The organism is Kribbella pratensis, from assembly GCF_004366075.1.
GTDB classification, from domain to species: Bacteria; Actinomycetota; Actinomycetes; order Propionibacteriales; family Kribbellaceae; genus Kribbella; species Kribbella pratensis.
Window position 1 is genome coordinate 1,878,553 of the sequence record NZ_SODU01000001.1, and the last position, 17,759, is coordinate 1,896,311.

General features: G+C 67.9%; 19 protein-coding genes. 10 read left to right on the forward strand and 9 right to left on the reverse strand.

Annotation, left to right across the window (positions count from 1 at the left end; all coding sequences use genetic code 11):
* Nucleotides 1-18 precede the first annotated feature (18 nt).
* The 4 genes from EV137_RS08905 to EV137_RS08920 form a co-directional block, all read right to left on the reverse strand.
* Entirely contained in the window at nt 19-852 is an 834-nt protein-coding gene (locus EV137_RS08905; protein WP_134127739.1) for an alpha/beta fold hydrolase, read from the reverse strand.
* A 258-nt stretch (nt 853-1,110) separates the two neighbouring features.
* Nucleotides 1,111-3,810, reverse strand: a complete 2,700-nt coding sequence (locus EV137_RS08910; protein WP_166679804.1) for an ATP-binding protein — start codon at nt 3,808-3,810, stop codon at nt 1,111-1,113.
* Between the two features lie 365 nt (nt 3,811-4,175).
* On the reverse strand, nt 4,176-4,889 hold the full coding sequence (locus EV137_RS08915; protein WP_134127743.1) for a hypothetical protein: 714 nt from the start codon (nt 4,887-4,889) through the stop codon (nt 4,176-4,178).
* A 121-nt stretch (nt 4,890-5,010) separates the two neighbouring features.
* Nucleotides 5,011-5,379: a hypothetical protein gene (locus tag EV137_RS08920; RefSeq protein WP_134127745.1), complete on the reverse strand. Its 369-nt coding sequence runs from the start codon at nt 5,377-5,379 to the stop codon at nt 5,011-5,013.
* Between the two features lie 85 nt (nt 5,380-5,464).
* Here EV137_RS08920 and EV137_RS08925 point away from each other — a divergent pair, with 85 nt between their 5' ends.
* The 3 genes from EV137_RS08925 to EV137_RS08935 all read left to right on the forward strand — a co-directional run bounded on the left by EV137_RS08925 (nt 5,465) and on the right by EV137_RS08935 (nt 7,502).
* Nucleotides 5,465-6,157 carry a tyrosine-type recombinase/integrase gene (locus EV137_RS08925; RefSeq protein ID WP_202870846.1) on the forward strand — a complete coding sequence of 231 codons (693 nt, stop codon included), beginning with the start codon at nt 5,465-5,467 and terminating at the stop codon, nt 6,155-6,157.
* Nucleotides 6,158-6,509: 352 nt separating this feature from the next.
* A complete protein-coding gene (locus EV137_RS41000; protein ID WP_202870847.1) occupies nt 6,510-6,710 on the forward strand; it encodes a hypothetical protein in 201 nt (66 codons plus the stop codon).
* Nucleotides 6,711-6,929: 219 nt separating this feature from the next.
* Nucleotides 6,930-7,502, forward strand: coding sequence for a BUD32 family EKC/KEOPS complex subunit (locus tag EV137_RS08935; protein WP_134127747.1), 573 nt, complete (start codon nt 6,930-6,932; stop codon nt 7,500-7,502).
* Here EV137_RS08935 and EV137_RS08940 read toward each other — a convergent pair.
* Nucleotides 7,490-8,407, reverse strand: a complete 918-nt coding sequence (locus tag EV137_RS08940; protein WP_166679805.1) for an aminoglycoside phosphotransferase family protein — start codon at nt 8,405-8,407, stop codon at nt 7,490-7,492. The two genes, EV137_RS08935 and EV137_RS08940, sit on opposite strands and share 13 nt — an antisense overlap.
* Nucleotides 8,408-8,418: 11 nt before the next feature.
* On the opposite strand from EV137_RS08940, the gene EV137_RS08945 reads away from it, so the two are divergent.
* Nucleotides 8,419-8,838, forward strand: a complete 420-nt coding sequence (locus tag EV137_RS08945) for a hypothetical protein (RefSeq protein WP_134127751.1) — start codon at nt 8,419-8,421, stop codon at nt 8,836-8,838.
* Nucleotides 8,839-8,945: 107 nt separating this feature from the next.
* Here the strand turns inward: EV137_RS08945 and EV137_RS08950 are convergent, their stop codons facing one another.
* Nucleotides 8,946-9,629, reverse strand: a complete 684-nt coding sequence (locus tag EV137_RS08950) for an ATP-dependent DNA ligase (RefSeq protein ID WP_238175180.1) — start codon at nt 9,627-9,629, stop codon at nt 8,946-8,948.
* A gap of 172 nt (nt 9,630-9,801) precedes the next feature.
* On the opposite strand from EV137_RS08950, the gene EV137_RS08955 reads away from it, so the two are divergent.
* Entirely contained in the window at nt 9,802-10,206 is a 405-nt protein-coding gene (locus tag EV137_RS08955) for a MerR family transcriptional regulator (RefSeq protein WP_134127753.1), read from the forward strand.
* Nucleotides 10,203-11,150 (forward strand): alkylmercury lyase family protein, encoded by a 948-nt coding sequence (locus EV137_RS08960; protein WP_134127755.1) that lies wholly within the window; start codon nt 10,203-10,205, stop codon nt 11,148-11,150. Before EV137_RS08955 ends, EV137_RS08960 begins: the two co-directional genes overlap by 4 nt.
* Before the next feature lie 5 nt (nt 11,151-11,155).
* On the opposite strand, the gene EV137_RS08965 is transcribed toward EV137_RS08960, so the two are convergent.
* Complete coding sequence (locus tag EV137_RS08965; RefSeq protein WP_134127757.1) at nt 11,156-11,455, reverse strand: hypothetical protein; 300 nt, start codon at nt 11,453-11,455, stop codon at nt 11,156-11,158.
* Nucleotides 11,456-11,570: 115 nt separating this feature from the next.
* Between EV137_RS08965 and EV137_RS08970 the strand changes: the two genes are divergently transcribed.
* Nucleotides 11,571-11,864 (forward strand): hypothetical protein, encoded by a 294-nt coding sequence (locus EV137_RS08970; protein ID WP_134127759.1) that lies wholly within the window; start codon nt 11,571-11,573, stop codon nt 11,862-11,864.
* Between the two features lie 442 nt (nt 11,865-12,306).
* Here EV137_RS08970 and EV137_RS08975 read toward each other — a convergent pair whose 3' ends face one another.
* Nucleotides 12,307-12,876 (reverse strand): TetR/AcrR family transcriptional regulator, encoded by a 570-nt coding sequence (locus tag EV137_RS08975; protein WP_134127761.1) that lies wholly within the window; start codon nt 12,874-12,876, stop codon nt 12,307-12,309.
* An 84-nt stretch (nt 12,877-12,960) separates the two neighbouring features.
* On the opposite strand from EV137_RS08975, the gene EV137_RS08980 reads away from it, so the two are divergent.
* Together EV137_RS08980 and EV137_RS08990 are read left to right on the forward strand one after the other, a co-directional pair.
* A complete protein-coding gene (locus EV137_RS08980) occupies nt 12,961-13,884 on the forward strand; it encodes an SDR family NAD(P)-dependent oxidoreductase (protein WP_134127763.1) in 924 nt (307 codons plus the stop codon).
* 1,920 nt (nt 13,885-15,804) lie between these two features.
* Nucleotides 15,805-16,062, forward strand: coding sequence for a hypothetical protein (locus tag EV137_RS08990; RefSeq protein ID WP_134127765.1), 258 nt, complete (start codon nt 15,805-15,807; stop codon nt 16,060-16,062).
* Between the two features lie 114 nt (nt 16,063-16,176).
* Here EV137_RS08990 and EV137_RS08995 read toward each other — a convergent pair whose 3' ends face one another.
* A complete protein-coding gene (locus tag EV137_RS08995) occupies nt 16,177-16,623 on the reverse strand; it encodes a winged helix-turn-helix transcriptional regulator (RefSeq protein WP_134127767.1) in 447 nt (148 codons plus the stop codon).
* 137 nt (nt 16,624-16,760) lie between these two features.
* Here EV137_RS08995 and EV137_RS09000 point away from each other — a divergent pair, with 137 nt between their 5' ends.
* Nucleotides 16,761-17,609, forward strand: a complete 849-nt coding sequence (locus tag EV137_RS09000; RefSeq protein WP_134127769.1) for an MBL fold metallo-hydrolase — start codon at nt 16,761-16,763, stop codon at nt 17,607-17,609.
* Nucleotides 17,610-17,759: the final 150 nt, after the last annotated feature.

A 17,759-nucleotide genomic window follows, 5' to 3' on the forward strand; every position in this document is an offset into this window, starting at 1 on the left:
ACGGGGCCGGACAGGGGATCAGCGGGCGAGGAAGGCGAGGAGCGCCTGGTTGAACTCGCCGGCGTGCGAGACGTTGACGCCGTGCGGGCCGCCCTCGATGAGGACGACCTCGGACCCGGGGATCGCGGCTGCGGATCGGCGGCCGCTGACGTGGAAAGGCACGACGGCGTCGGCGTCCCCGTGGATGACGAGCGTCGGCACGTCGAACCGGGACAGGTCGTCGCGAAAGTCGGTGCGTCCGAACTGCGACGGGCCCTCGAGCGTGGCGCGGGGCGAAGCATGGTTGGCGAGGTCGCGGTCGAAGAGGCGCTGAGCCTCGCTGACGGTCGGTTGACCTGCGGCGGAGTAGAGCAGCGAGAGGAAGTTGTCGACGAACGCCGCGCGATCGGCGCGGATGCCGGCCTCGAAGTGCGCGATGGTGGCATCGTCGAGCCCGCCCTCAGGGTTGCCCTCGGTGACGTGCAGGAACGGCGTGACCGAGCTGGCGAGCACTGCTCGGGCGACTCTCGCGGTCCCGTGGTTGCCGATGTAGCGCGCGACCGCACCACCGCCGGCCGAGAAGCCGACGAGCGTCGCGCCGGTCAGGTCGAGGTGCGTGAGGAGCGCATCGAGATCGGCAGCGATGCTGTCGTAGTCGTGGCCGTTCCAGCTGGGCGTCGAGTACCCGAAACCGCGACGGTCGTAGGTGATGGCCTGGTGGCCGGCCTCGACCAGGGCCGCGATCTGCTTCTCCCAGGATCGACCGTTCAACGGCCATCCGTGGATCAGCAGGACGGGCGCTCCGCTGCCCTGGACGTCATAGTGGAGCTCGACCGGTGAGCCGTTCTCGCTGCCCACGGTGATCTTCGGCATCGTCTTCTCGAATCCGTCCCTCGAGGTGGTGGACGTGGCGGTGCGAGGGACGTCGACACCGCCACGAGACAGGGCCGGAGGCACCGCTTGGTGAGAGGTGGGTTTCACCGAAGGGCCTCAGACCCGGGTGCCGTACTCCTGTTCACCACCAACGATCGCCAGGACCGACGCCGCCGTCGTCCGTCGCATGACGTCACCGGTGACGTACGTGCGTACGTCACCGGAGCCGACGAAGGGCGCCGCACCGCGCAGGAGGTTCTAGAGCCGTCGAGCGGCCAACGCGTCGCGCAATGATGCACGAGAGCTGACGCCGAGCTTGGGAAAAATGCGATAGAGGTGGGTGCTCACCGTGCGGGGGGAGAGGTAGAGCTGAGCGCCGATCTGCTTGTTGCTCAGCCCGGACGCCGCGAGCTCGGCGATCTGCAGCTCCTGCGCCGTCAGGCGGGCGGGTCGGTCGACGGCCTCGTCGCCGGAGACTCCCGCCAACGAGAGTTCGCGCGCGGCTCGATCCGCCCACGGCGGACTGCCGAGACTTTCGAACAGCTCGACGGCACGCGACAGGGTGGTACGGGCGCCGCGCAAGTCGCCGTGCCGCCGCAGCCACCTGCCGTGGGCCAGGCTGATGCGGGCGAGGTCGAAGGGGAAGGAAGGCCCGGCGCTGTGGCCGGTTGCGATCGCGAACAGTCGGTCCGCCTCCGCGGTGGGCTCGGTCACCGCCAGCGCGGCGGTGCACAACATGTCCATCCGTGGTGACACTGCCCCCACGTGGTGGTCGACCGCAGCATGGGCGTGGCGACGCGCCTCGTCGACATGGCCCGACGCCATCCCGGCTTCGACGAAGTCGAAGACGCACCGGAACGACTCGTGCACGTAGCGCCGGAAGGATCCGGGCGAGGTGATCTCCAGCGCGTGGGTCCAAGCGGCGTCGTAATCGCCGATCGCGAGCGAACCGGCGAGCGCAGCACCCGCCACGTGCTCGAGGACCACCCCGAGTCCTCGGGCGCGCGCCCAGGCATCGACCGAGAGGCTCAGCTCACGGGCCCCGGCAACGTCACCGCGCTGAGCCAGGACCCGTGCGTAGAACGCGCGATAGAGGTGGGTGTACATCTCGAAGCCGAGACTGGTGCTCAGCTCCAAGCCGCGCGCGAAGGTCACCGCAGCGTCGTCCCAGTGCCCACTGTCCGTCTGGTAGAGGAGCGTCAGATGCAGCAAGGTCATGGCGTCGGCCCGGGCTCCGGCCTCGACCTCGCGCGCGAGCATCCGCTCGACGAACGAGCGGTGCTCGCCGAGCGAGTCGACGGACCTGGCGCAGATCGTCAACAGCGTCACATCCCTGGGGCCATGGCCGGGCAGAGTGAACGCTTTGGCCACGCGATCGCGGGCGCCGTCGGCATGACGCAGCAAGTCGCCCTGGACGTCGCGCACCAGCAGGGTCACGGGTCCGAGCCGCCCCGCGAATTCGTCGACCAGTCGCTCGGTCTGCTTCCAGAGGACCAGGTCGGCCGAGTTCATGCTGAGCCCGAGCAGCAGCTCGACGAGACGCTCGAGCGTCTCGTCGTCCATATCGTGACCCTGCCGTTGCAGGGTGTCCAGGACGAGGCGGTGCGTCGGGATCACGGCCCCGTCGCGGTGCAGCCGGACGTACGCGTCGGTCATCACCGTCGCCGGAGAAGCCAGGTCGCCGTTGAGCCGGTCCAGCCGGCCGATCAACGTGGCGGCGTCGTCGAGCAGGCCCGCGTGGCTGGCGACGAACGCGGCCTCCGCGAGGCGTCGCTCACGTTGGCGCGGATCCTCGCTGAGTGCCGCAGCGCGGACGAACAGCGGGACAGCGACGGCGGCTCCGCCGCGCCGGGTTGCGTGCTGGGCACCCAGCTGGACGGCGTGCGCGATGGTCTCGTCGGGCGTGATCGTGGCGGAAGCCAGGTGATGGGCGCGCCGGAGGGGGTCGCCGGCGCGCACCTCGGCCAGACGCAGGTGCGCGGCCTGCACCAGCTCCGCGGACGCGGAGCCGACGACCGCTGACCGCACCAAGGGGTGGCGGAACGACGCCCGCCCGTCCGGCGTTTGCCGGTCGACGAGCCCGGCGGCGCGGGCTGCATCGAGACGGTCCGCGAGGTCGTGGTCTCCTTCGTCCTCTGCCACACCGTCGAGCGCCAGCAGCAGCAGGGCGAACCGCTCCTCCTGCGGCAGCCTGTCGAGCCGATGGACGTATACCTGCTCAAGTCGTCGCGGCAACGGAAGCTCGGGCCTCGAGGCCGCGGGCGAGCCGGCAGCCAGCGATGCCGGCATTTCGATCAGCGCCAACGGATTGCCCACCGCCCACCGGAGCACTTCGGCGCGCAGCGAGGGGGCCAGGTCGGGGTGACGAGCGTCCAGGAGCTCGGCCGCGCTCCTGGGGTCGAGCGGGGGCAGGTGGAGGTGCTCGATGCCCGCGACCTCGAGGTCAGTCGGCTCTCCCGTGCGCAACCCCAGCACGACAGACGCTGGGGCGTCGCTGAGCCGGCGCGCCACGAACGTCAGCACGACACCGCTCGCGGAGTCCAACCACTGTGCGTCGTCGACGATCAGCAACCACGGTGAGTCCGCGCTCGCCACCACGAGGAGATCGAGGATCGCCGTGCCCAGCGCCATGACGGCGGGAGCATCACCGACCGCGCGACCGAGCACAGTGTCGACAGCGCGGCGCTGGTGGTCGGCCAGCGCGTGGAGATACCGCTCGAGCGGGCGGAGCATCCGGTCCAGGGCGGCGTACGGGAACGCCCGCTCCGCCTCCACACACTCGCACTGGGCGACCCTCCACCCCTCGGCCCGGGCACGTCGGCCCAACTCTTGCAAGAGTGCGGTCTTCCCCACCCCCGCATCACCCTCGACCACCATGGCTTGCCCATCCCCGGTCAGTACGCCCACAAGCCGGTCGACCTGTGGGGACCGACCGATGAGGTGGTTGGTGGAGCCCATGTCCGAAATCGTATGCCGCGAGTCCTCGGCCGCGCGGCTGGTCTCGAGCAGACAGGTCCGAACGAAGCAACCCCCAGAGTCAGAAGCCTCTGACCTGGGGGTTCTTGTGGAGCCGCCTGTCGGAATCGAACCGACGACCTGCTCATTACGAGGAGGAACGTCACCGCCTACAACGGCCTCTACCAGCGCTTTTGCTTGCATCCGGCTCGCACCACACCACGTGGATCACCACCGATTGGCACCATTTCGCACCACGACCGGCACCACGGTCGCCCAGCCGGCTCCGCGGGCGAAGCTCACGATCTTAGCCACGTGAGTCGTTGAATCGGCTGCAGTAGAGGCGGCGACGGTGTGGTCGCGTCGTGTCACGCGGCGGTTGATGCCAGCCAGCGTTTCCAGCTTGCGACTGTCGCGGGCATGCTCGGATCGGCGAGGACATCCATAAGGAAGCCTGCTCGCAGGCCGACGATCGGGTCGGGCGAGTCAAGGCACTGGGCGACCGGATTGCGCAGGTCGGGCCCGTCCAGCCGGCGCGCCAGCAGCACAAACCCGCGGTCCTCGCAGCGGTGCTCGCGGCGGACCGCAGCCACGACCAACTCGACCAGCGCCGCCCGCGAGTCTCGGGGTATCTCGATACTGGCAAGGCCCCGGAGGACGTCCTTCTTGAGGCCCCATAGCGGCCACGGCGAGCACCAGTCCCGCGGGTAGGCGACCTCCCACTGTAAGAAGAGCACGGCAAACGGCACGAGGCGGCGCAGAGCGGTGGGATCCCGGCGGCCGAAAGGCCGGCACTCGGTGATGAATTCCGACAGGATGCCGGAGAAGCCACGGTCCCGGGCTTCCCGCATGGCGGCCTGGGCCTGGTCCCTGGCCGCCCGCAGGGCCGGTGAATCCGAGAAGTCGAAACTGCCGCCGTTGGCCCAGTACGCCGCGTTGCAGCGATCCAGGGCATCCCGCCAGTCACTGATGTCCGCGTCGCGGCGGCGAAGGGCCGCGGCGCGGACCGCCGGGTCGGGATCGACCAGGTCGAACAGCCACCCGAAGTCGTAATCGTCGCGGCTCTCCACGGCGAGCAGCATCGCATATCGCTGCGAACGTCGGCGGCAGCGTGCCCTTCATTTCCGGCGAGCCGGTAGGCGGCCATCGGACCGACAGGGCCCCGCCATCCTTGGGACGACGGGGCCCGAGTGTGACCGGCGGTCAGGCCACGTCGCCGAGCCCGGCGCCTTCCCAGCGCATCCAGGTAGAGCAGTTGGACGCGGCGGCGATGCCGTGTCGACAGACCCGGAGGTTCGCGCGGGTCGGCGCGGCGACGCTGCGGTTTCCACCCCAGATGGCTGCGCTGATCTGCTCGAACGTCGGCTCATCCCCGTAAGCGACCACGAGGATCTGTGGGGGTTGTTCTTCCGGTGGGTCCAGACCTGGGCGAGGATGTCGTTCACGCACGCGTCCCTGAAGGAGTAGCCGGCGATCAGCCACCGTTCCGCGGTGACCGCTCACCGCGTTGTCCCACACCAGCCAGTCGCCGTCCCCGTTTTCACCGGGCCGGACATTGAAGCGTCCCACCATGACCTCACCATGATATTAATCGAAAATATGTTCTACAACAGGCTCACGGTGCAGGCGGACACCGTTCGTCCTGACCGACGGCGGGGTGTTCCCGCACGCGGCCGTGGTCGCCTACGCCTACCGCCACACCTACGCCCAACGGCACGCAGACGCCGGCACACCGATCGAGGTGCTGAAGGAGCTGATGGGCCACCGCAGTGTCCACTCGACCGAGGCCTACTACCGGATCACCGAGAAGCGCACCCGGGCAGCGGTATCCCGAGTGGCCGATCACCAGTTCGACGGGTCTGGCAACCGGATCTGGCGCGAGGTCACCGCGCTGCTCGACAGCGAACGGGCCCGGATGCGGGTCGGCCAGATCGCCGTTCCCTACGGCACCTGCACCGAACCGTCCAACGTCCAGGCCGGTGGCGGCGCCTGCCCGTTCCGGTTCCGCTGCCTGGGCTGCGGCCATTTCCGCACCGACGTGTCCTACCTGCCCGAACTACGCTCTCACCTCGATCGGCTACTGGCCGACCGCGAACGAGTCATCGCCGCGACCGAGCTCGAGCCCTGGGCCAAGTCCGAGGCGACGCCGAGCGACGCCGAGATCGACAAGGTCCGGGCGCTGATCCGGCGGCTGGACGACCACGTCGGCGAACTCTCACCGGCAGAGCGTGATCAGCTCACCGAGGCGGTCGGGGTGCTGCGCACGACCCGCCGCGCCGTCGTTCACCTCGGTATGCCGACCGCACCGCCGACCGGCGATCCGCGTGATGTCCGGGCGGCCGGACGATGAACCACACCACAGACCCCGCAAGCCCACCGATGGAGCCCGAGCTGCCGCTCGTGCAGGCCCGGCGGCGTGACACCGCAAGGCGACGCCTGCAGGTCCACAACGCGATCGCCATGCACACCGCCGCCGGGGCACCGATCACGGTGTCGTCGATCGCACGGGCAGCCCGAGTGCACCGAAGCTTCATCCACCGCCACTCAGACCTCCATGCAGCCGTCGTCGCGGCAGCCGCCCTCCCGGCAGAACCGGCCACCAGCAACGGCGCCGTCAGGATCGCCTCGCTGCGCGCGGATCTGCTCAACGCACGTGCGCACAACACCGGCTGCAGCAACAGATCCATGCCCTGGAGACCCGCATGTCGGAAAGCCTCGGCGAGGCCGTCTTCCGCGAGAGCGGCCTCGGGCCGCCCGACAACGTCCACAGCCTTCAGCAGGCACTCACCGACAGGGAGCAGCAACTCCTCGAACTACGCCGCCAGCTCGACCAACGCGACGACGAGCTGGCCGCGGCCCGAGCGGCCAACCGCGAACTAATGAATCAGCTCAATAGGCCATGAGGCCGATCGTCACAGCAACTCCTCGACACCGTCCCACACGTCCGAACCGCGCCGAACGACTGAGATTCCACGGACATCTGCGCATGCCGGTGCGGGAGGCGGCAGACGAGCAGTGACCGGTATTTGAGCTGCGGTCGGGTTGCTTCAGTCCGTAAGGTGCGGCGCGTGGAGTTACGGACGACATTGGACCGCTTGGTAGCTGCAGCATCGCTCCCGCCAGTGGCTGAAGCCGCGCCGTTGTCCGGCCTGGGGCTGGACAATCAGCTGCTGCTGGCGACGCTCGTCGACGGCCGGCAGGTCCTGCTTCGGCAAGGGCCAGCATCGGTTTCGCCCGCTCCTCGGGCCCGGTTCCTGGAGTTGCATCAGGTCGGTGCGCCACGCCTGTGGGCCGCAGATGAAACCGGTGCCGTTCTGGTCGACTTCGTGGCTGGCGAGACGATGGTCGCCGCGGCCGAGCGCGGCGCGGTGACCGATGAGGTGTGGCGGCGTCCTGGGCAGGCATATGCCCAGGTCCACAGGGTGCAGTTTCCCAGGCCGCTTACTGGCACGTTCGGCCCGCAGGGGTTGGAGCTTGCACCTGACGATCCGGTCGAAAGTCTCCTGGCGACGGTTGATTCCGGCGAGCCGTGGGTCGTTCGGCATCGACCGAGCTTGGCCGGGTATCTCGAAGCGCTGAGGTCACGGATCAAAGAGCGTGCCGATGAGGTCCGTGCTGAGATCCCGTGTCTTCACAGGCCCCCAAGTGGAGAGCAGCGTCGATTTCGGCACGCGCGACCACTTTATGACCACTGACTGAGAGCGGTGCGAAGGAAAGCGTCGCGCCTTTCGGTGACGGCAGCGGCGCCCAGGAGGCTACCGTCGTCGGCGAATCCCGCCCAACCGTCCATCACTGTCGGCGTGTTCAGCGCGGCCACGGCATCCCAGTAGGGCACGCCGACTGCCTCCCGGCCCGCCTGCCGCTCCCAGCCCTCCAACACATGGGACGGCGCGTCCTGGCCGTACTGAAGGGTCATCTGCATCCGCAGGCTGCCGAGATCGACGCCCGGATTACCAGCCCCGGCTGTATTCCAGTCGATCAGCGCAACGCAACGGTCACCCTCCCACAGCATGTTGCCGCCCCAGGCGTCACCATGCACGAACACCGACGCGACTGCCGGCATCCCGTGCGACCTGACCCGCTCGTCGGCCTGCTGCAGCAAAGGTGTGGTCGGCATCAGGCCCCGCCAGCGTTCATCCGCGCGGTCGTCGACGGCGCACGGCCGGGGCCGGTATGGCAGATGGGCCTGCGGAACCAGCCTGAAGGCGTGGACCCTGGCAAGGGCCGCTCCCGCTTCGCGGAGCCGGGCGACCGAAACCGTCGGCGAGAGACCGGCGCTGCCGGGCAGGAAGGTCTCCAGGGTGGCGACGGTTCCGCTCGCCTTCCCGTCGAGATCCGCAGCGATCAGCCGCGGCGCGGCCAGGCCATGAGTCTCGGCCAGCTGAAGCGCGCGTGCGTTCGTAATCACCCACGCGGCGGCGATCCATCCCCGGACAGGGACCTTCAAGATCACGTCCCTGGTCCGGGCCGCCGGTCCTTCGATTCCCAGGCGGAACGTGCCCGAAGGGCGGTGCTCGCCGCGGGTCAGGCCCTCGGACGAAACGACGCTCGTCCCGCCAACCGCGTCGGCCGCCCAGCGCAGAACCTGGTCATTCGGCATCTTGCCTGTGTGTGCTCTTGCCATTTCGTTACTTTATTACGCAGGTGCTTTCCCAACACACAGTTAGCCATGGCGATCCGAACTGGCACAACGTCGTGGTGGGCGCCGGATCGGCGACGTTGATCGATTGGGATTTTCCCGCGGTGCGGTATCCGTTGGATGAGCTGGCGGGCGTGGAGGAACACGCCTACCTGCACGGATTCTCTGCACTACCTGCTGCGTTCTTTGCTGGGTACGGCCGTGAAGTGTCTCGGCCGTTGCTGCGCCTTTACCGCATCGCGAGCTGTCTGCGGATGTTGAGTAGTCCCGACTCGGCAGGGATGCTTGTCGATGAAGCCATGCCTGCTGGACAACTGGCGATGATTCGTCGCTTCTATCAGGGATGGTCGAAATGGTTCGACGACCTCCCTGGTCTCCTCAACCAGACGTAACCGACTCGGGATCCACGCCAGCTCGAAATCGATCGGCCGGGGTAGATCCCATTGGTCTCTCTCAACATGCCACTTCACGGTGCACGACACCTGTCGCGCACCTGCGGCTAACGCCGCACCGTTCGTTGACCTGTGGAAACGTGGCCAGCTCCGACGAACCGGACACCGCCGACCCCAACAGAATTCACTTTCACCCAGTCGCGCCGACCGGGCTGATATCGGGTGATCGCTCCCTTGACCACCAGTCCTTCCACGCCGGAGGCCTTGAACGACGCCAGCCATTCCCGCGCCTCGGTGACGTCGGCTGTCACCGGCGACAACTGCAATGGCGGCCGCCACGCCGCTCCGAGCGTTTCAAGGCGGGCTCGGCGGGCCGTCCAGCGCATCGGGCGGACGTCGACGCTGCCGACCGCGAGCAGGTCGAACACCACCAGCGAGGCAGGCTGGGCGGGAGCCAGGCGGCGCCGCACCGTCGCGGCGGTGTTCACCATCCGCTGCTGCAGCGCGTCGAAGTCCATCCGCTCCCCGGTCCACACCACCAGCTCGCAGTCGACTTCGACCTGCGCGGCAAGAGCGGCCTGGACGTCGGGGAACTTCGCGGTGAAGTCCTTGCCGTTGCGCGACCACAGACGCACCTCACCGCCAACACAGACCGCGCCGACCCTGAACCCGTCCCACTTCAGCTCAAAGCGCGCCCCGCCCGGCATTCCGTGCTTGCCAGGCAACTGCTCGACCGCCTTGGCGAGCTCCAGCGCGACCGGCCCGGTCAAGTCGGGCGACAAGTTGCCCATGGCCACAGTTTCTCTCGGTGCACCGCCCTTGGGCAGCCGCAGTCGCGTCCCAGTTCAGCAACGGCGCCCTTCCGGACGCTACGTGACCAGACTCGGTGATGCGTCCTCGCAGACAGTGGTTTCCGCTCCGGGACTTGACTCTGTAGTTGGGTCCAGGGTTGAGGATGGGGCTATGCGAACCAGCGAGCTGGCCGGCCAGGCCGGTGTGAACACCGAGACGCTGCGCTACTACGAGCGCCGCGGGCTCCTGACCCAGCCGCCTCGCACACCGGATGGCTACCGCGACTACCCGCCCACGGCGGTGGAGTTGCTGCGGTTCATCAAACGAGCCCAAGAACTCGGCTTCACCCTCGGCGAGGTCGAGGAACTGCTGCACCTGGACACCGGCGGCCCGGACAGCTGCGATGCAGCCCGTGCGCTGGCCGAGCACCGCCGCGCCGACCTGGAGCGCCGGATCCGCGACCTGCAACGGATGCACGACTCGCTCGCTGACCTGGTAGCGACCTGCGACCTGCCCCGCGCCGACCGTAACTGCGCGCTGCTCGACGCGATCGGCCACCGCCAGGAGACCTCATGAAACTCGAAGTCCTCCACGTCCCGGACTGCCCGAACCTGGTGCCGATGCTGCAACGGCTCGCCGAGGCCAGCGACCTGCATGTGACCACCCGGTTGATCGAAACCGACGCCGACGCCGCTGAGTTCGGCATGGCCGGCTCCCCGACCCTGCTGATCGACGGGGTCGACCCGTTCGCCGCCGGCCACGACTGCGGCTGCGGGGTTTCGTGCCGCCTCTACCGCGACCCCGACGGGCGGATAGTGCCGGCACCGTCAGTCGAGCAGCTGCGCGTCGCGATCACGGCAGCCGGCCAGCGTCACGACAGCACCACCCCCGAGGAGGTGCTGAGCGCGTGGCGGACCCGCGCCCTGCCGCTGGACCCCACCGAGAAAGCGGTGCACCAGGCGATCCTGCGCGCGTTCGCCACCAGCGGGCATCCGCCCACCCCGAGCGACCTCGACGCCCTCACCGCCGACAGCGACCGCGGCACCAGCGAGATCCTCACCGCACTGCACGACGTCGACGCGATCCAGCTGGCTCCCAGCGGCCACATCGCGCTGGCCTACCCGTTCTCCGCTACGCCGACCCGCCACCGGGTCCGCATCGATGACCGCGTCGACGCCTACGCGATGTGCGCGATCGACGCACTCGGCATCGCCGCCATGCTCGACCAAGACACCCGGATCGAGTCCTTCGACGTCACCACCGGCGAACAAGTCACCGTCACCACCACCGCCGGCCGAGCCGTTTGGGAACCGCCCGGTGCGGTGGTGTTCGTCGGCGCCGGCACAGGAGGTGGGCCGTCGGCCGACTGCTGCTGTGACTACCTCAACTTCTTCGCCACGAACGCGGCCGCCCAGGCTTGGACCACCGAACACCCCCAGATTCCGGGCCAGATCCTCGACCAGGCCGAAGCAGAGGAACTCGGCAACCGCCTCTTCGGGCACCTGCTCACCACGGCCTGACCGGGCTACGGCAACCGCCGGTCGATCCGCCGCAACAGGCCACCAATCACCGGAAGCTCGTGCCAGCGGTGGCCGATCACCCACTTCCGCGCCGAGCGCACCATTCCGCGCAGCCGCGTTCCGCGGGACGGGTGCAGCTGATCTTCGCGCTCTTCGGCCCTGCGTTGCAGGAACCGGGCGCACCCCAGACAGACACCGACCTCGGGGTGGGCACCCAACCGCACCAGGTCCCTGTCATCGAACTCACGGGCACAACACCAGCACACCGGCGTCGATTGCTGGACACTCTCCGGCGCAACAGTCATACGCCCATCCTCCGCGCCGCCACCGCCAATAGCTATCAACCCGGAACGAGCCCATCGACATCGCGCTCCCGAGTCCTAACCTCGAAGTAGGTCACGAACCAGCGAGGTGGAAGCGATGCTGACGCGAACTCCCCAATTGCGGATCTCCGGGCACGGTGCAGGCCTGCGCCTCAAGCACCGCGGCAGCTGGCAGCGCGATCCGCTCCAGGCGGTCCAGGAATGCTGCCGAGCCTCGACCGCGCTCGACAAGGCACTCGGCGAAGCTGTCCGAGAAGCCCTCGCGACAGGCGCCTCATGGCACGACATCGGACTGGCGCTCGGCGTCACCGAGAACGCCCAAACAGACCAAGACGTCATCAACGCCCTCGGCCAGGCAAAGCGCGCCGTCTGGAGCCGGTACTGGAAGTAGCCCCCGCCGGGACGCATCACCGGCGTTTGACAGAGTTCAGTGAAGGAAACCGTCCCACTTCAACTCATACCTGGCACCGCCTGGCATGGCGTGCGGCCCGGGCAGTTCTTCCTCCGCCCGGGCGAGTTCCAGACCTACGGGCCCGGTCAGATCAGGCACCGGCCTGGCCATCTCCTAAGTGTTGCCCTCGGCAAGCTCTGGCGCCACCCCGGCTGGTCCGCGGGGACGAGTTCGGCAACCTCATGTGGATGCGCCGGCCAGGTGGCACAGACTTGCATTACCTGCGGCCTTCAAGCGCAACTTCTCGAGGCACAGACACCGACTGTCGATCGGCCTGCATTGGAGTCACCCCCACAGTGCGGAGCCCGTCCCTCGCTGGGGCGAGGCGGTCGTAGAGGGCGTCCCGGCGGTGGCCGCGACGGCGGCCTACCCCCGCGGTCGGTCAGCGGGCGGTGAGCCCGGTGAGCAGGAGGGCGAGCCATCGGGCGCGGGCGGTGGGTGGCTGGTCGGCGGGGAGGGTGTAGAGCATCAGGTACAGGTCGTCGACGGTGAAGTCGGCGCGCAGACCGCCCTGGGCTTGTGCGGTGCGGATGAGCTGGCCGAGGGCCTGGGTGACGCGGGTCTCCACCTCCTGCATGGCGGGGTGGGCTGCGTGGTCGGCGCCGAGCGCGTACGCGGCTGCTTTGACGGCGCGGTTGTGGGCGACGGTGTCCATCACGCGGCTGAGGAAGCCGGTGAGCTCCGCCATGGCGGGTGAACCCTGGCGCGCGCGTTGCAGGCACTCTTCGGCGTCGTCGGCGAGTGTTTCGAACGAGGTGGCGACCACGGCTGTGACCAGGTCGCTCTTGTTCGGGAAGTGTTTGTACAGAGTTCCGACCGCGACGCCCGCAGCAGCGGCTATCTGCTCCATCGACACCTCGGGCCCGTGCTCGGTGATCTGCTCATGCGCCGCGGTCATGATCCGGGCGCGGTTGCGGGCCGCGTCGGCACGCAGCGGTCGGGGTGAGGTCATGGAGCCCTCCGGGACCATTTGACGAAAGATGAATGATGCTTCACTCTACATGGTGAAGCATCATTCACGTTACGGAGGTTGATCATGGCCAGCACGACCGACCGGTGGACCGAACAGGACATCCCAGCCCAGGACGGCAGGGTCGCTGTCGTCACGGGCGCCAACAGCGGCCTCGGGATGCAGACCGCGCGGGCCCTGGCTGAGCATGGCGCGCACGTCGTCCTCGCCGTGCGCAACCTCGACAAGGGCCGCGAGGCCCTCGCCCGCATCAGCGAGCGTGCCCCAGGCGCCAAGCTCAGCCTCCAGCGCCTGGACCTTGCCTCCCTCAAATCGGTACGCGCGGCCGCCGACGAGCTGCACGCGGCGCATCCGAAGATCGACCTGCTCATCAACAACGCGGGCGTGATGTTCACACCCCGGCAGAAGACCGAGGACGGGTTCGACATGCAGTTCGGGGTCAACCACCTCGGGCACTTCGCGCTCACCGGCCTGCTGCTGGACCTGATGCTGCGCGTGCCCGGCTCCCGGGTGGTCACCGTCAGCAGCTTCGGCCACCGCATCCGCGCCGACATCCACTTCGACGACCTGCAGTTCGACCGCTCCTACAACCGGGTTGTCGCCTACGGTCAGGCCAAGCTGGCCAACCTGATGTTCACCTACGAACTCCAGCGCCGCCTCGCCCCGCACCACACCACCATCGCCGCCGCCGCGCATCCCGGCGCGTCGGATACCGAACTCACTCAGAACATGAGCGGCCTGGCGCGCAAGGGGGCCGAACTGGTCCAGCCTCTGCTGACCCAGCCGGCCGCCATGGGAGCGCTGCCCACCCTGAGGGCGGCCACCGATCCCGCCGTCACCGGAGGCCAGTTCTACGGCCCCAACGGCATGGGCGGAACCCGCGGATACCCCGAGGTGGTCACCTCCAGCAAGAAGTCCCGCGACACGACCGTCCAGCAGCGCCTGTGGGCCGTGTCCGAGCAGCTCACCGACGTCCGGTTCTCCGTCTGAGGCCTCCACCCGCGATCGGCCGACCAAGAGGAGAGCGTCGGCCTGCGCTGCTACTCGCGGACCCTGGAGGACCGTGGCCGACTATGCCCCTGGCGGCGTGGGCGCCGGGACGGCGGTAGGGCACACCGGTGACAGCAGGTCAGCGGCGCGCGTCGCCGGGTGCGAGCAGGCTGGTGACCTCGGCGATCGCTTCCGCCGACGGGTGGAAGTAGCGCCGTACCTTCTCCGGCTTCTTGTGCCGGGACTTGGCCATCAGCATCGGCAGGCCGGCCCCGGCCTCGCCGAGGTGGGTGAGCCCGGAATGCCGGTATTCGTGGAGGTCCCAGCCCGTGCCCGGTACGCCGACGAAAGGGTGTCGGGAGCGCCACCGCGCTTGACTTGTTCAGTGAAGGTAGCCATCCCACTTCACCTCATACCGTGATCCACCCGGCATCGCCCGCGGTCCGGGGATCTGGTCGACCGATCTCGCCAGCGCAACCTCGACCGGCCCGGCCAAGTCGGCGGGGATCCGCACCTCGGTCTCAGTTCGCCGACGCGCGGGACTCATCGCTACTCCAGCTGCGCCAGCCCGTCCAACGCGGCCACACAACAATCCGCGGGCTTGTCACGGGCAGCGGCGCGGCGCGTAACGGGCAGCAGCGATGGATGGACTGGGAACCGGTGCATATTCAAAGTGCGCGGTATTCCGGTCCGCCTTGGGCAAACGTGGACTGGATCACTGGCTCTGGGTTCATCAGCAGTGTTGGTCATTAGGGCGTCGGGGGCATTCTCGTCGACAAGGGAACGCTCAAACGCGTGTGAGCCCGGATGCCTGGAATATCCGCTCCTGGCCCGTGCACGAGACGACGTCGATCCGGGCTATGTCTACGAAGCCTCCACCGACGGCTATCTCTTCGCCTGGCCGGCAGGCCAGCTGTCCTGTTGCATCAATCAGGGCGGGTGTGCCGTCACGGAGTGCGACACTCCAGCCTGGGGGCCAGGCCACGTCGATGTCGACGAGGCGGTCGGGGTCGGCAGGAGTGCTCATGGGGGTGCGGACTACCAGGCAGTTTGTTGAAGTATCGATCTCGAGGGTTCCGGGCAACCGGGCCTGTAAGTCCACAGTAGGGGCTTCACGTTGAACAGTCAGACCAGGCATCGCAGCATCGGGGCTCCGCTTCGCGTCGCGATTCATCGGATCATCTCCAGGCTGTTGCATTAGATGCATCAATGTTGCCCTGAACCCGTCTGCGCAGGTCAGTGGCTGGCGACGGTCAAACCCGCACTCTCGTTGTACCTCCCTGACCAGCGCGATTAGCCGATCCAGCCCAGGGAGCAATTTTGCATCAGATGCAATTCATCCTGTTTGTGCTCCGGGACCTTGGCCCCGTGGCACTTCCCGCACCGCCAGATGCCGGCCACGGCACCAGCATTCGCTCGTGACTCAGCTCATGTCACCGTACGGCGGTCGGTTCGGCGGCGACAGCGCGATCCCCTCGGCGTGTGCCTTGGAACGGATGGCGTCCTCGGTGCGGTTGAGCCTGATGCTCATCACCCCGACCGGGGTGTTGCCTGCGGCTAGTTCCCGCAGCTACTGCACCTGGTCGTCGGTCCACGCCTTGCCGCTGCTCGATTTCGTCTCAGACATGGTGAGGGTCCTTCGCCATACGGGACTGTTGCTCATGGCACCGATACCCAGCCTGACACGCCTCAGCTAGGGAACGCGTGGCTACAGTCAGTAGCGCGGTGCATCACAGGCCAACCCGCAACCTTCCCGTGGCCGTCGGACTACACCGTCTCGGAGCGCGCGATAGGTGGAAACTGTCGGCAGCCGGTGGGATCGTGTTGTGGTATGGAGCGCCGGGGGATGCCGTGCTGCGGGCGGGTGGAGACGACTTGTACTTGCTCGGTGTACAGGTGACGTGCCGTTGGCTGGCTGGGGTGATCAAGGTAGTGGAGGGTCCGTCCGGACGTGTGGCGCTGGCGTCGCCGGCGCCGATCACCCGCCGCGAGGAACGGGGGTACGAGGAGCTGATCGCGGCGGAGACGGACGCAGCCGAGCGTGCGGTCGCGCAGGATCGGAAGGATCGCGGCGCCGAGTTCGTGGCTGGCGCACATGCCACGTTGGCCTGGGCCTGGCGGTGGTCGGGGGTTCCGCCGATCGATGTGGAGCAGTTCCAGGTGAAGCGGACGGGGTAGAGGTCGCTGCACCCAGGGGGCCACAAGGAGCCGTTAAGGCTTCTTGTGGCCCCCGTTGTGCGTGTGGCGAGCATGCGCTGGCCTGGTGGTCAGGCGCTGTGCTGGCGTGCTCCCCTACGCGGCGCGCTCCACGCGGACATTGTCCGCCTTGACCAGCTTGCCGTTCTCATCGACGAACTCCAGGTGAGCGCTGCTGCCACTCGACACCGAGACGAACCCGACCTTCGGGCGAGCGCCGAGATCGAGGTGCGTTTCACCCCACTGCGCCAGCGCCGCAAGGATGGGCAACGCGTCGCGACCGGCCTGCGTAAGCCGGTACTCCTCGCGCGTCCGCTCCCCTTCCTCCTGGTATGCCTGGCGCTCCAGGAGCCCAGCCTCTACCAGCACCTCAAGGCGCGCGCCGAGCGTGGCGGTCGGTATGCCGATGCGCTGAAACTCCGCGAACCTCGTGCTCCCCACGAACGCCTCGCGCAGCAGGAGCAGGTTCCACTTCTGCCCGAGAACTGCGAGGGCGCCCGCGATGGGACAGGTCTTGTTCGCCGGCAACAGCATCGCATCCATGACACCAAGTCTAGCCCCCTGACTTTAAAGATCGAACCCAGGATGCTAGCGTCAATGTCTGAAGCCAGGCGTTCGGGCGTGCAGGAGCGGCCGACGAGATGGCGCCGAACAGAACTCATCCCCCAGGAGAAGCGGCCATGCGCTCGCAGTTGAAGTACGAAGTATGCGTCACCGACCCGATCCCCCAGAACGTCGCGCAGCCGGTTCCCAACGGCGAGCAGCGCATGTTCTCTCCCCTCTCCGTCACGCTCATCTCCGGCCAGTACGACGCGGCGCTCGTCGACCCGCCGATGACGATCGAGCAGACCGAACAAGTCGGCGACTGGATCGAGGCGAGCGGGAAGAACCTCACGCACATCTTCGTCACGCACGGACACGGCGACCACTGGTTCGGCGCCGCGGAGCTCGCCGCACGCTTCGACGCGGCCGTCGTCGCGACGCCGGGAACCATCGAGCAGATGAAGCTCAACGTCGCCATCCGGCCGGTCTTCTGGGACGCCCTGTTCCCCGGGCAGATTCCCGACACCGACGTGACGGCCGTGCCGCCGGTGGACAACGTCATCGAACTCGAGGGGCACAAGCTCTTCGTCATCGAGGTCGGACACTCCGACACCGAGGACACCAGCGTCTTGCACGTCCCGGCACTCAGCCTGGTTGTGGCCGGCGATGTCATCTACAACGGCGTACACCAGTTCCTGCGGGAAGCCGCCGGCGACGGCATCAAGCGGTGGCATGAGGCCATCGACATCGTCGCGGCCCTTGAGCCTCAGTACATTGTCACCGGCCACAAGAACAAACACCTCGACGACAATGCGGACCGCGTTGTCGCCGAAACGCGCTCCTATCTGAACGCGGCCGCGGAGCTACTCGGCCAGGAGCAGAACGCTCTGGGCTTCTTCAACGCGATGCTTCAGCGATTTCCAGAGCGTCTCAACGCCGGCGCACTGTGGGGCAGCGCAACCGCGCTCTACCCCGACCCGGCCTGAGCCTCCGTGCCTGCTTACGAGCAGAGTGTCGGCCGTGCGCGGTCGAGGAGAAATGTTTGCATGGGGCCTTGCCCTTGACCTCGATGGTGCCGCGCGGGAGCCACAAGGAGCCGTTAAGGCGCTTCTTGTGGCCCCCGTTGTGCGTGTGGC

Excerpts from the sequence above, each read along its gene's own strand:
- EV137_RS08980 (WP_134127763.1), top strand. The coding sequence starts at position 12,961 with ATGGCCAGCACGACCGACCGGTGGACCGAACAGGACATCCCAGCCCAG.
- EV137_RS41000 (WP_202870847.1), top strand. The coding sequence starts at position 6,510 with ATGTCGGAAAGCCTCGGCGAGGCCGTCTTCCGCGAGAGCGGCCTCGGG.
- EV137_RS08915 (WP_134127743.1), bottom strand. The coding sequence starts at position 4,889 with ATGCTGCTCGCCGTGGAGAGCCGCGACGATTACGACTTCGGGTGGCTG.
- EV137_RS08920 (WP_134127745.1), bottom strand. The coding sequence starts at position 5,379 with ATGGTGGGACGCTTCAATGTCCGGCCCGGTGAAAACGGGGACGGCGAC.
- EV137_RS09000 (WP_134127769.1), top strand. The coding sequence starts at position 16,761 with ATGCGCTCGCAGTTGAAGTACGAAGTATGCGTCACCGACCCGATCCCC.
- EV137_RS08975 (WP_134127761.1), bottom strand. The coding sequence starts at position 12,876 with ATGACCTCACCCCGACCGCTGCGTGCCGACGCGGCCCGCAACCGCGCC.
- EV137_RS08910 (WP_166679804.1), bottom strand. The coding sequence starts at position 3,810 with ATGGGCTCCACCAACCACCTCATCGGTCGGTCCCCACAGGTCGACCGG.
- EV137_RS08950 (WP_238175180.1), bottom strand. The coding sequence starts at position 9,629 with ATGGGCAACTTGTCGCCCGACTTGACCGGGCCGGTCGCGCTGGAGCTC.
- EV137_RS08995 (WP_134127767.1), bottom strand. The coding sequence starts at position 16,623 with ATGGATGCGATGCTGTTGCCGGCGAACAAGACCTGTCCCATCGCGGGC.
- EV137_RS08955 (WP_134127753.1), top strand. The coding sequence starts at position 9,802 with ATGCGAACCAGCGAGCTGGCCGGCCAGGCCGGTGTGAACACCGAGACG.
- EV137_RS08965 (WP_134127757.1), bottom strand. The coding sequence starts at position 11,455 with ATGACTGTTGCGCCGGAGAGTGTCCAGCAATCGACGCCGGTGTGCTGG.
- EV137_RS08905 (WP_134127739.1), bottom strand. The coding sequence starts at position 852 with ATGCCGAAGATCACCGTGGGCAGCGAGAACGGCTCACCGGTCGAGCTC.
- EV137_RS08940 (WP_166679805.1), bottom strand. The coding sequence starts at position 8,407 with ATGCCGAATGACCAGGTTCTGCGCTGGGCGGCCGACGCGGTTGGCGGG.
- EV137_RS08970 (WP_134127759.1), top strand. The coding sequence starts at position 11,571 with ATGCTGACGCGAACTCCCCAATTGCGGATCTCCGGGCACGGTGCAGGC.
- EV137_RS08960 (WP_134127755.1), top strand. The coding sequence starts at position 10,203 with ATGAAACTCGAAGTCCTCCACGTCCCGGACTGCCCGAACCTGGTGCCG.